This window comes from Plantactinospora mayteni (genome assembly GCF_016862935.1).
GTDB lineage: Bacteria > Actinomycetota > Actinomycetes > Mycobacteriales > Micromonosporaceae > Plantactinospora > Plantactinospora mayteni.
On sequence record NZ_BONX01000064.1, the window covers coordinates 1 to 11,912 of the forward strand.

The window sequence follows — 11,912 nt, forward strand, 5'->3', positions numbered from 1 at the left end:
TGACCGCCGAGGAAATCACCGCCGAGCCGCGGAAGCGGCTGCATCCGTTGAGTCCGCTGCTGCACGGGGCGAAGTCGCTGGTGGTGATCGTCGCCGCGCTCTCCTGGTCGACGCTGTCCCGGGTCGGTCTCGGCGTCTTCACCCTGCTGGTGGTGGTACTGCTGGTCGGTGCGCTCGCGCTCTCGGTGGTCAGTTGGTACAACACCGGCTACCACATCGTCGGGCGGGAGCTGCGGATCCACGAGGGTCTGCTCTGGCGGCGTACCCGGGCGATCCCGTTGGAGCGGTTGCAGTCCGTGGAGGTGGTCCGGCCGCTGCTGGCCCAGCTCAGCGGGCTCGCCGAACTGCGGCTGGAGGTGGTCGGCGGCGGCAAGACGGAGGCGCCGCTGGCGTACGTCACGGTGGCCGACGCGGTGGCCCTGCGGGAACGCCTGCTGGTGCTGGCCGGCCGAGCGCCCTCCGGCCCGACCGGGGCGCCCGCCGGGGCGGCCGGTCCCGGGACCGTGTACCCCGGGCAGCCCGGTGCCCCGTGGCCGGGTCAGCCCGGCGTCACCGGCCTGCCCGGACTGGTCGGCACCGCCGAGCCACCGGCCGGCCGGCGCCTGCACGCGGTCTCCAATCGCGACCTGCTGGTCAGCCAGTTGCTCACCCCGCAGGCGTTCCTGCTGCCGTTCGGCCTCGCCTTCGTGCTGACCCAGTTCTTCACCGAGGGCTCCTGGTCGTTCATCGCGGTCGCCAGCACCCTCACCGCGATGGCTGGGGTGGTGCTCCAGCCGATCCGGCGGGTACTGGACGACTGGAGTTTCCGGCTGGCCCGGGACGACGCCGCGCTGCGGGTACGGCACGGCCTGCTGGAGACCCGGGCCCAGACCGTACCGCTGGACCGGCTCCAGGCGATCGGGGTCACCTGGCCGCTGCTCTGGCGGATGAGGGGGTGGCTGCGGATGCGACTCTCGGTCGCCGGGTTCGCCAGCGGTGAACTGGACGACCGGAGCCACCCGGACCGGCTGCTGCCGGTCGGCGACCTGGCCACCGCACAGATGATCATGTCGGAGATACTGCCCGGGGTGGCGATCACCGGCACCCTCACGCCGCCGCCGGCCCGGGCCCGCTGGGTACACCCGCTGGCCCGTACCGCGCTCGGCGCCGGGCTCTCCGCCCGGGTCTTCGCGGTCCGCTCCGGACTGCTGACCCGGGAACTCCTCGTCGTGCCGTACGCCCGGATCCAGAGCGTACGGGTGGTGCAGGGTCCGCTCCAGCGGCGGCTGCGGCTGGCCACCGTCTACGCGGACACCGCCGGTGGGCCCGGCGCGGCAGCCCGGGACCGGGACCTGTACGAGGCGTGGGCGCTGGCGGCCGAACTGACCGCCCGGGCCCGGGCCGCCCGGGTCAGCGACCCGCGCTGACCGTCCGCTCCGGCGCCGGCCCCGACTCCGGCCCGGCGTCGGTCTCGGCCCCCGCCTCGGCACCTGTCGCCCCAGCCTCGGCACCCGTCCTGGCCTTTGGTGCGCTGTCGACGACCGACCCACCCCGGGTCGGTCCAGTGCCGGCCCCGGAAGTCTCGGGCTCGGAACTCCCGGGCTCGGAACTCCCGGGCTCGGAACTCCCGGGCTCGGAAGTCTCGGCCCCGACCGCATCGGCCCCGACCGGATCGGACTCGACCGGATCGGGCTCGACCGGCCGGCGGCGGGCCTTGCGCGCCGCCCACCAGCGCTCGGCGAGCCCGACGACCAGGAACGTCAACCCGACGTACGCCCAGCCGACCAGTACGTCGATCACGTAGTGCTCGCCCGCGTAGACCAGGGTGAAGGTCATCGCCAGCGGATAGCAGAGCAGCAGCGGCCACCAGCGTCGCCGGGTCGCGCCGAGGAAGAAGACCACCACGAAGAGCGCCCAGGCGGTGTGCAGCGACGGCATCGCGGCGACCGGGTTGGAGGCGATCTGCCCGGCGTTCAGCAGGTTGCCGGCGCCGTGCATACCGAACTCCCGCCAGCCCCGGGTGGAGATCCGGGCGACCTCCTCCAGCATCCCGTACTGGGCGGCCCACCAGGGCGGCGCGGCCGGGTAGAGGAAGTAGGTGACCAGGCCACTGGCGCAGAGGAAGCCCCAGCGGCGCATGAACGCAGCCCACTGGGCCCGGGAGCGCAGCCAGAGCACCACCGCGGCGGCCAGGGTGACCACGAAGTGCGAGAAGTAGACCCAGCTCACCCCGATGTCCCACCAGTGGATGCCGTCCGGGTCGTAGAGGTGCTGTTGCAGCCAGACCGTCGGCACCTGGCCGTCCATCGCCCAGCCGAACATCCACTGGTCGGCGACGATCAGCTCGATGGCGTGCGGTGTCGCCCCGTTGTCCGCGAACCCCCGGGAGAGGTTGTACAGGGCCAGCAGCACCACCACCGGCAGCCAGTCCCGGGCGAATCCCAGGTGCGTGCGCCAGGGCCGGTCGCTGCGCCAGGCGATGGTGGCGGCCCAGAGCCAGCCGAAGGCGTAGAGCGGGTCGGTGGGCAGGCCGATCAGCAGCCAGGCGGCGACGAAGGCCACCGCCCAGATCGACATGGCGACGAACCGGCGGCGCCGGCCGTCCTGGGCCGCCGGACCGGGCGGCGGCGCGGGCGGGGTGTCGGTGACGGTAACGAGCATCGCCGTCCAGGTTAACGGCGTCGGTACGACGGACTCCGAGAGGGACGACCCCACGGTACGGCGCGGCGTGACCTGCCCGGGTCTCGAACTAGCAACTCGCTTGCTAGCTTAGTAACCGAGTTGCTAGTGTCCCGGCCATGTCGGTCTCCCGAATCCTGCTCGGCCTCCTCGAACCGCGTTCCCAACACGGCTACGTGCTGCGCCGCCGCTACGACGAGTGGTTCGGCAACAGCCGTCCACTCAAGTCGGCGCAGGTCTACGCCACCCTCGGCCGGCTCGACCGGGACGGGCTGATCGACCTCACCGGGGTGGCCAGCGGGGTCGGCCCGGACCGCCGGGTCTACGCCATCACCGAGGCGGGCGTCGGCGAACTCGACCGCTGGCTCGACGAGCCGGAGGTGCCCGAGGTGACCGCCAGCCGCCGGGTGCTCTTCGCCAAGGTGCTGATCGCGCTCTCCAGCGGCCGGCCGGCCGAGCCGATGCTCGACCGGCAGCGCCAGGCGCACCTGGCCCGGATGCGCGAGATGCGCGTCCAGCGACAGTCCGGCGACCTGCTCGGGCAGCTCGACGCCGACTTCGAGATGTACCACCTCGACGCCGACCTGAAGTGGATCGACGGCGCCGTCGCCCGGCTCGCCCGGCTGGCCGCGCTGGTGTCCCGCGTCGACAACCCGCAGAAGGAGTCCCGATGACACTCCAGGGCAGCAACCTGGCCCTCCGGTTCGGCCGGACCGTCGCGCTCGACGGCGCCGACGTGACCATCTCGCCCGGCGAGATCGTCGCCGTAATGGGACCGTCCGGGTCCGGCAAGTCGACCCTGCTGCACGTACTCGCCGGCATCCTCCGCCCCGAGCACGGCGAGGTACGCCTCGACGCCCAGCGCATCGACAACCTCCCCGACAGCCGGCGCAGCAAACTCCGGCTCCGGTCGTTCGGCTTCGTGCTCCAGTTCGGCGACCTGGTGCCCGAGCTGTCCCTGCGGGAGAACGTCGCACTGCCGTTGCGGCTGCTCGGCACGCCCCGGGCCGAGGCCCGGCGCCGGGCCGCCGAACTGCTCGGGCACCTGGCCGTGGCCGAGCTGGCCGACCGCCGCCCGGGGCAGGTCTCCGGCGGCGAGGGACAGCGAGCGGCGGTGGCCCGGGCACTGGCGCACCGGCCGTCGGTGATCTTCGCTGACGAGCCGACCGGGGCGCTGGACAGCGCGGCCGGCGAGGTGGTGCTGGACGCGCTGACCGGACTGGCCCGGCAGGAGGGCAGCGCGGTCGTGATGGTCACCCACGAGGCCCGGGTGGCGGCGTACGCGGACCGCACGGTCTTCCTCCGCGACGGGCGGGTAGCCGCGTGAGCGAGCGAACTCAGCGCGAAGGTGCCTCATGGCGGCACGGAGCGAAGCGGAGTGCCGGCATGAGCGGGCAGGGCCGGCCGAGCCGGATGGATGGTGTTACGGCGTGAGGCGGTGGATCTGGCTCGGGCTGCGGCTCTCGATCGGCTCCGGGCGCGCTGGGGTGCTGCGTACCGCGCTGATGTCGTCGGGGGCGGCGCTCGGCGTACTGGTGGTGCTGGGGTCGCTGGCCACGTTCTCGGCGGCCGGGGCGCAACACGAGCGGGCCGAGGCACGCAGCCCGGTCCGGGAGGAGCAGCCGAGCACCCCGTCGACGCTGCGGATCTACGACATCGAGGACGCGCTCGGCGGTCGGGTGCTCCGGCGTACCGCCGTGATCGGTGCCACCGCGACCAGCCCGCGCCCGCCCGGCGTGGCCGTGCTGCCCGCGCCCGGGGAGGTGGTGGTATCGCCGGCCCTGCGCGACCTGCTCGGCACCGACCCGAGGGCGGCGGCACGCTTCCCGCAGCGGGTGATCGGCACCGTCGGCCCGGCCGGGCTGCTCGCCCCGGACGAACTGCTGGCCTACGTCGGCGCCCCGCCGGCACCGGTGTCGGCGGAGGAGCGGATGCTCGACGAGCACTGGGCGGTCACCGGCTTCGGCTACCCGCTGGGCTACGCCCTGGGCGAGGGGGCCGCACCGGACGTCTTCACCCCGGCCCGGATCCTGGCCGGCGCCTTCGGGCTGTTCGTACTGGTCCCGTTCGGCGTCTTCCTGGCCACCTGCGCCCGGCTCTCCGCCTCCACCCGGGATCGCCGGATCGCCGCACTGCGGCTGCTCGGCGTCTCGGCCCGGCAGGCGACCCTGGTCAACGCGGTGGAGACCGGGGTGGTCACCCTCGGCGGGGCGCTGCTCGGGCTGGCCGGCTTCGCGCTGCTCGCCCCGCTGTCGGAGGGCTGGCGGATCGGCCGGCTGCAGTGGTACGCCGCCGACCTCGCCGTACCGGTGCCGGTGGTGGTCGGCATGGTCGCGCTGACCGTGGCGTACGCGGTCACCATCGGCGTACTCGCCACCCGGCCGGCCCGGGTCGACCCGCTGGCCGTACGCCGGGACGCGCCGCACCGCCGGCCCGGCGTCTGGCGGCTGTTCCCACTGCTGGCCGGGCTCGCCGGGGCGGTACTGGCCGGCTGGTCCGGCCGCCACGAACCCAGCCAGGGCGACGCCCTGCTCTTCGCCGCCTCGATGCTGCTCACCGGACTCGCCCTGCCGCTCGCCCTGCCCACCCTCGGGTACGCCGTCGCCGCGCTGCTGGCCCGGCTGCCCCGTACCCCGGTCTGGCTGGAGTTGGCCACGGCCCGGCTGCGGCACGCTCCCGGGGTGGCACCCCGGCTGGTCGCCGCCTTCACCGTGATGATCTACGTGGCCGGGATGGGCTCGCTCGGCGTCGGCCTGATCGCCGACGACCGGAACCTGAGCCCGATCGACGACCCGGGCGGACGCCGGATGTACCAGGTCCTCGGCCCGGGGCCACTCCCCGCCGACGAGCTGCGACAGGTCCCCGGCGTGCAGGTCGTCGACCTGGCCAGCGTCCCGGCGACCGTCTCCGGCGAGCAGGGCTACCTGATCGTCGGCGACTGCGCGGACCTCACCGGCATGTTCACGCTCGACGCCGGGGAGTCCTGCGTGGACGGCCAGACCTACCGGCTGGTGCACCAGTTCTCGTCCGGGGCAGCGCTGCCGGAACCGGGCGCCGAGGTGGTCGCGCAGGACGGCACCCGGATCCCGGCGCCGGAGCCGATCCTGCACACCCGAACGCGGTTCGCCGTGGGCATGTCGGGGCAGATCCTGGTCACCCGGCAGGCACCGGTCGCCGCCGCGCTGGACGTACCGCCGTCCTCCTCGGTGGACCTGGTGGCGACCGACCCGGACGCCGCCGACCGGGCCGCCCAGGTGCTGGCCGCCCGGGTGCCGACCCGCTACCTCGGCGGCGACCTCGGGACCCGACGCGGGTTCGACGCGGAACTGCTGGTGACGGTGCTGGTCACCGGGCTGGTGCTGAGCTTCGTACTCGGCATCGGGGCGTTCGCCGCCGCCGCGATCGACCGGACCATGGAGCGGCGCCGGGACAACGCCACACTGGCCGTGGTCGGTACCAGCCCGCGCACCATCACCGCCGGCGAGGTCGGGTTCGGCACCCTGCCACTGGTGATCGGGCTCGGCCTGGCCAGCGGGGCGACGGTCGCCATCGCGGCCGTGCTCGCCGGCCTGCTCGACCTCGACCGGGATCGGGTGTTCGACCGGGTCGCCCCGACGCTCTGGCTGGCCGGCGGGGCGCTGGTGGTCGGGCTGGTGCTGATCGCCGTACCGGCCTGGTCGACCCAGCGGATCACCGCCGAACAGCTCCGCCGGCCCTGACCGGAGCGGGGCGATCGGGGGCAGCCGGTACCCGGGGGCAGTTCGGCCCCGGATACCGGCTGGATCGCCGCTACGGGCGGGCCGCCGGCACCGCCCCGACGAAGACCCGCCAGGGGTACGGGTCGGCCTCCTCGGCCTCGGGTCGCTCGCGAGCACGCGGAGCCGAGGGGTGACCCCGATCGGCACCTCGCCCCGCGTTCGGCTACGAGATTCCACGCAGCTCCCGGACGCCGGCCGGTCCGGCTGTGGACTATCCGGCAGCAGAACCACCCAGCTCAAAACACCGCTCGGGCCTCGCCCCGCACCACGGGGCCTCCACCCCCCGCCCTGAAGGGCGGAGCACTGGTCCGCAATCCGATAGCGGTACGGCGTGTCGCCGTGTGTCGGCAACGGCAGTCGGCGGAACATCTACGCTTTGCTGATGGATCAGGAACACCCGGCCGAACAGGTGCCGGAGTCAGCATCGGATGATTCGACGCAACCGCAGGTCAGCGCGTCCGCGCCGGAGCCGCAGAGCGTATTTCCGCCGGGCCTGACCGCCCGGGTCGAGCTGATCGTCACCGACGTCGACACCGCGCAGGCGGTCGGCTCCGGCGACGTGCCGGTGCTGGGTACGCCCCGGGTGCTGGCACTGGCCGAGGCGGCCACCGTCGCCGCCACCGCGAGCCGGCTGCCGGCCGGGATGACGACCGTCGGGATGCGGGTCGAACTCGACCACCGGGTGCCGACCCCGGTCGGCCGGACCGCCGTGGCGCAGGCCCGGCTGGCCAAGGTCGACGGGCGGCGGCTGCTCTTCGAGGTGGCGGTCACCGAGGGCGCGACCACGGTGGCCGAGGGCCGGGTCGAACGGGTACTGGTGGACCGGCACCGGTTCGTCGAGCGGGCCCTCGGTACGGCATGACGACGACCATGGGCATCGCCTTCAAAGAGATCGCCGATCGGGTATACCTGCTGCGCCAGCCGCTGCTCGACGTCAACGTGACCCTGGTGGTCGGCGACGGCGCGGCACTGGTGGTGGACACGCTCTCCACCGCCCGCCAGGCCACCGAGCTGCTCTCCGCCGTCCGGGGGCTCACCACCGACCCGCTGGTCGTGGTCAACACGCACCACCACTTCGACCACTGTTTCGGCAACGCGGCGCTGGCCGCCGACGGCCCGGTGCCGATCTACGCGCACGAGGAGACCGTCCGGCTGCTCCGCGAACAGCCCGCGCTGGTGCGCCGGCAGGCGTACGACGAGGTACTGCCCGCCGACCCCGGGCTCGCCACCGAACTGGTCCGGACCACGATCCTCGCCCCCACCCACCCGGTACGCCAGGAGGCCACCGTCGACGTCGGCGGCCGGACGGTGCTGCTGCGCCACCTCGGCCGGGGCCACACCGAGGGTGACCTGGTGGTGCAGGTGCCGGACGCCGACGTACTGGTCGCCGGTGACCTGATCGAGCAGAGCGGCCCGCCCGCCTTCGAGGACGCCTTCCCGCTGGAGTGGGTGGAGACGGTAGCCGGGCTGCTCCGCTGCCTCACCCCGGGCACGGTGGTCGTCCCGGGGCACGGCACGGTGGTGGACACCGAGTTCGTCCGGGTTCAGCACGACGACCTGGCCACGATGAGCTGGCTGATCCGCAACGGTGACGCCGACCGGGCTCCCGCCGAACGGGTCGCCCAGCGCACACCGTTCGGCCCGGAGGCCGGCCTCGCCGCCGTCCAGCGCGGCTACGCCGAACTGCGCGGCGACGCCTGAAGCAGCGGCCAGGCGAGCCAGCCTGGGTCGAGGCAGCCTGGGTAACGGCCGTGCACGTACCCGGGGCAGCCTGGGGAGAGCCACCCGAGCCGGTGGCACGCCCAGCGCGGTCGGGACGGGGTGGACAGCACGCCTCCGCCGGCCGACCTCGGCGACGGTCAGGAGGTCGGCGGATCCGTCCGGCCAGTACGCCCGGAAACATTTCATCGAGAGTTTCCTATTGCATCAGGGCCGGGTTCCGTGATGCGATTGCCCGTACCGAGCCAGTGCGGGGGCTGACGCGCTGTGCCGGGTGCCGGCAAGGGGCCACGCGAAGGGCACACATCCGTGATCGGACTGTGCGCCGTGTCGCCCGTCTGCCGTCCGGCAGATACCAGCCCACCACCTCTGGCGGGGCGGACCGGCGAGACCGCAACCAGTGTCGGAAGCGGGCGCCCGCCGTGTCGCGGGTCCCCCGCAGATCGTCCGCAGCGTTGGTTACCAGCTGCGTCACTGAACCTTTTCCAACCTGAACAGCGCGGCGAGTGCGCCCCGGCTTCCACCGGCGGCCACGACGGACCGCAACGGGAGGTCGAAGAGGTTCACCGCCCCTGAAGGAGAACTCGGTGAAACGTCTACGCAGGATCGCGGTGCTCGGCGCCGTGGCCGCGCTCGCCGCCGGTGTCATCACGGTGGTCAGTCCCACTCCGGCCCTCGCGCACGGTGCCGCCATGGCGCCGGGCAGCCGTACCTTCCTCTGCTGGAAGGACGGGCTCAGCCAGACCGGCCAGATCATTCCGAACAACCCGGCCTGTGCGGCGGCGGTCGCGCAGAGCGGGGCCAACTCGCTCTACAACTGGTTCAGCGTGCTGCGCTCGGACGCGGCGGGCCGGACCACCGGCTTCGTACCGGACGGGCAGCTGTGCAGCGGCGGCAACACCAGCTTCAGCGGCTACAACCTGGCCCGCAACGACTGGCCGCTGACCCACCTGACCGCCGGTGGCAACTTCAACTTCAAGTACAGCAACTGGGCCCACCACCCCGGCACGTTCTACTTCTACGTGACCCGGGACGGCTTCAGCCCGACCCGGGCGCTGAACTGGAGTGACCTGGAGGCCACGCCGTTCCTGACGGTGACCAACCCGCCGCAGAACGGCGCGGTCGGCACCAACGAGGGTCACTACTACTTCAGCGGGCAACTGCCGAGCGGCAAGAGCGGCCGGCACATCATCTACTCCCGCTGGGTCCGTTCGGACAGCGCCGAGAACTTCTTCGGCTGCTCGGACGTGGTCTTCGACGGCGGCAACGGCCAGGTTACCGGGGTCGGCCCGGGTGGCACCCCGACCAACCCGCCCACCGGCAACCCGACCAACCCGCCGACCGGCAACCCGGGCGGCCCGGCCGCCTGCACCGCCACGTACCGGTCGACCGGTAGCTGGAGCGGTGGCTTCCAGGCCGAGGTGACCATCCGGAACAGCGGTACCACCGCACTGAGCGGCTGGACCACCCAGTGGAGCTGGACGAACGGCGAGACCATCGGCAGCCTGTGGAACGGCACGCACAGCCAGAGCGGCAGTACGGTGACCGTCCGCAACGTCGCTCACAACGGCAGTCTCGCCCCCGGGGCGAGCGCCACGTTCGGCTTCGTGGGCAGCGGCACCAGTACCGGCGCCCCGGCGCCGACCTGCACCAGCCCGTAACCACCACCGCACCGCGACGGGCCCGGCGTCGGCGGCGCCGGGCCCGTTCGCTGCCCTCCGGACGTTCGTGCCGGAACGGTCAGCCGACCATCGAACTGGTTTAGCGGACCATCGAGCCGGTCAGCGTGCCGTCGAGCCGGTCAGCGGACCATCGAGCCGACGACCGGCTTGGTCAGCAGCGCCGACTGGTTGCGCTGGATGCCCGGGTCCAGGGTGCGGGCCACGAAGATGGCGTGCCAGACGCAGAAGATCAGCACTGTCCAGATCTTGCGGGAGTGGTCGGCCTCGCCCCGCTGGTGCTCGTCGAGCAGCCGCATCGCGTACGACAGGTCGAGCAGTTCACCCGCGCCGGAGATCGAGAAGACGTGCCGGGCCCAGTCGTACATCTCGCCGGCCAGCCAGACCCGGGTCGGGGTCGGGAAGCCCAGCTTGCGCCGGTTGACGATGGCCGGCGGTACCACGCCCTGCAACGCCTGCCGCATCGCGTATTTCGTCGCGTCGGAGCGGGGCGGCAGCTTCAGGTCCACCGGAATGCCGGCGGCGACCTCGAAGACCTCCCGGTCGAGGAACGGCACCCGCACCTCCAGCGAATGCGCCATCGAGATCCGGTCCGCCTTGACCAGGATGTCGCCGCGCAGCCAGGTGTAGAGGTCGACGTACTGCATCTTGGTCACGTCGTCCAACTCGGTGCACTCGGCGTAGATCGGCGCGGTGACGTCGGTGTAGCGCACCGCCGGGTCGTACCGGCGGAGCAGTTTCTGCTTCTCCTCCTCGGTGAACATCCGGGCGTTGCCGTAGTAGCGCTGCTCGATCGGGGTGGTGCCGCGCTCCAGGAAGCTCTTGCCCTTGACCCCCTGCGGGATCGCCTTGGAGACCGCGCGCAGGCCCTTCTGCACCCCGCCGGGCAGGCCGTTGACCGAGCCGAGCGAGAGCGGCTCCCGATAGATCGTGTACCCGCCGAAGAACTCGTCCGCGCCCTCGCCGGAGAGCACCACCGTGACATGCTCGGCGGCCTTCTTGGCGACGAAGTAGAGCGGCACCAGGGCCGGGTCGGCGACCGGGTCGTCCAGGTGCCAGACGATCTTCGGCAGCGCCTCCATCATGTCCCGGGGACCGATCTTGGTCGGGATGGTGGTGACCCCGAGATGCCGGGCCGAGTCCTGGGCCACCTCGATCTCGGAGTAGCCGGGCACGTCGTAGCCGACGGTGAAGGTGAGGATGTTGGGGTTGAACTCCCGGGCCAGCGCCACCACCGCGGTCGAGTCGATGCCGCTGGAGAGGAAGCAGCCGACCGGCACGTCGGACCGCATGTGCATCCGGACGCTCTCCCGCAGCGTCTCCCGGATCCGGTCGTAGAGCTTCTGCGGCTCCTGCACCGGGGCGGGCCGGAACACCGGCCGGTACCAGCGGCGCACCTCGATCTGCCGGCCCGGGCTCCAGGTCAGGTATTCCCCCGAGCCGATCCGGCTGATCCCCTGGTGCAGGGTGCCGGGCTCGGGGACGTACTGCAGGGTCAGGTAGTGCGACAGGTTGGCGGTGTCCACCCCGGCGTCACCGGCATGCGCCGACGGCGCGAACGGCAGCAGCGCCTTCTTCTCGGAGGCGAGATAGACCCCGTCCCGGGTCTGGAGGTAGTGCAGCGGCTTGATCCCGAAGTAGTCCCGGGCGCCGAAGGCGCGGCGCTGCTGCCGGTCCCAGATCACGAACGCGAACATCCCGCGCAGCCGGGTGAGCACCTGCTCACCCCAGTAGTGGAAGCCGGCGACGATCACCTCGCCGTCGCCCTGGGTGGCGAACTGGGCACCGTAGTCCCGGGCCAGCTCCTCGCGCAGCTCGATGTAGTTGTAGATCTCGCCGTTGAAGGTCAGCAGGTAGCGCCCGCCCGCGTACGGCAGCGGCTCGTGGCTGTTCGCCACGTCGATGATCGAGAGCCGCTTGTGCGCGAATACGGCGTCGGTATACCCGTCCGGGGTGGAAATCACCTCTACCCCGGTCTCGTCCGGTCCCCGGTGGTGCAGGCATTCCAACGCACCGGCCAGGGCATCTCGGTGTGCGCCGGCGTTGCCGTGCGCGCTGAAGAAAGCCAGGAGTCCGCACATGGCGGTCATCTTTCCAC

The 11,912-nt window shown here is 72.5% G+C and carries 8 protein-coding genes and 1 pseudogene; 7 read left to right on the plus strand and 2 right to left on the minus strand.

What is annotated here, in order from left to right:
* Positions 1-14 precede the first annotated feature (14 nt).
* The gene (locus Pma05_RS37850) at positions 15-1,406 is read left to right on the plus strand and encodes a PH domain-containing protein (RefSeq protein WP_203862408.1); all 1,392 of its coding nucleotides are present in this window, start codon (positions 15-17) and stop codon (positions 1,404-1,406) included.
* Positions 1,407-1,673: 267 nt separating this feature from the next.
* Here the strand turns inward: Pma05_RS37850 and Pma05_RS37855 are convergent.
* Positions 1,674-2,640: pseudogene (locus Pma05_RS37855) on the minus strand (phosphatase PAP2 family protein); the annotation flags it as partial.
* 137 nt (positions 2,641-2,777) lie between these two features.
* Here Pma05_RS37855 and Pma05_RS37860 point away from each other — a divergent pair.
* The 6 genes from Pma05_RS37860 to Pma05_RS37885 all read left to right on the plus strand — a co-directional run bounded on the left by Pma05_RS37860 (position 2,778) and on the right by Pma05_RS37885 (position 9,796).
* Entirely contained in the window at positions 2,778-3,332 is a 555-nt protein-coding gene (locus Pma05_RS37860; RefSeq protein WP_203862353.1) for a PadR family transcriptional regulator, read from the plus strand.
* Positions 3,329-3,985: an ABC transporter ATP-binding protein gene (locus tag Pma05_RS37865; RefSeq protein WP_203862354.1), complete on the plus strand. Its 657-nt coding sequence runs from the start codon at positions 3,329-3,331 to the stop codon at positions 3,983-3,985. The genes Pma05_RS37860 and Pma05_RS37865 overlap by 4 nt, the downstream gene beginning before the upstream one ends.
* A 103-nt stretch (positions 3,986-4,088) precedes the next feature.
* Complete coding sequence (locus Pma05_RS37870; protein WP_203862355.1) at positions 4,089-6,377, plus strand: FtsX-like permease family protein; 2,289 nt, start codon at positions 4,089-4,091, stop codon at positions 6,375-6,377.
* A gap of 421 nt (positions 6,378-6,798) precedes the next feature.
* Entirely contained in the window at positions 6,799-7,278 is a 480-nt protein-coding gene (locus Pma05_RS37875; protein ID WP_239313977.1) for a thioesterase family protein, read from the plus strand.
* Positions 7,279-7,286: 8 nt separating this feature from the next.
* Complete coding sequence (locus Pma05_RS37880) at positions 7,287-8,117, plus strand: MBL fold metallo-hydrolase (protein ID WP_203862410.1); 831 nt, start codon at positions 7,287-7,289, stop codon at positions 8,115-8,117.
* Positions 8,118-8,722: 605 nt separating this feature from the next.
* Positions 8,723-9,796, plus strand: coding sequence for a lytic polysaccharide monooxygenase auxiliary activity family 9 protein (locus Pma05_RS37885; protein WP_372441625.1), 1,074 nt, complete (start codon positions 8,723-8,725; stop codon positions 9,794-9,796).
* Positions 9,797-9,936: 140 nt separating this feature from the next.
* Here Pma05_RS37885 and asnB read toward each other — a convergent pair whose 3' ends face one another.
* Complete coding sequence (asnB, locus tag Pma05_RS37890; protein ID WP_203862356.1) at positions 9,937-11,895, minus strand: asparagine synthase (glutamine-hydrolyzing); 1,959 nt, start codon at positions 11,893-11,895, stop codon at positions 9,937-9,939.
* Positions 11,896-11,912 lie beyond the last annotated feature (17 nt).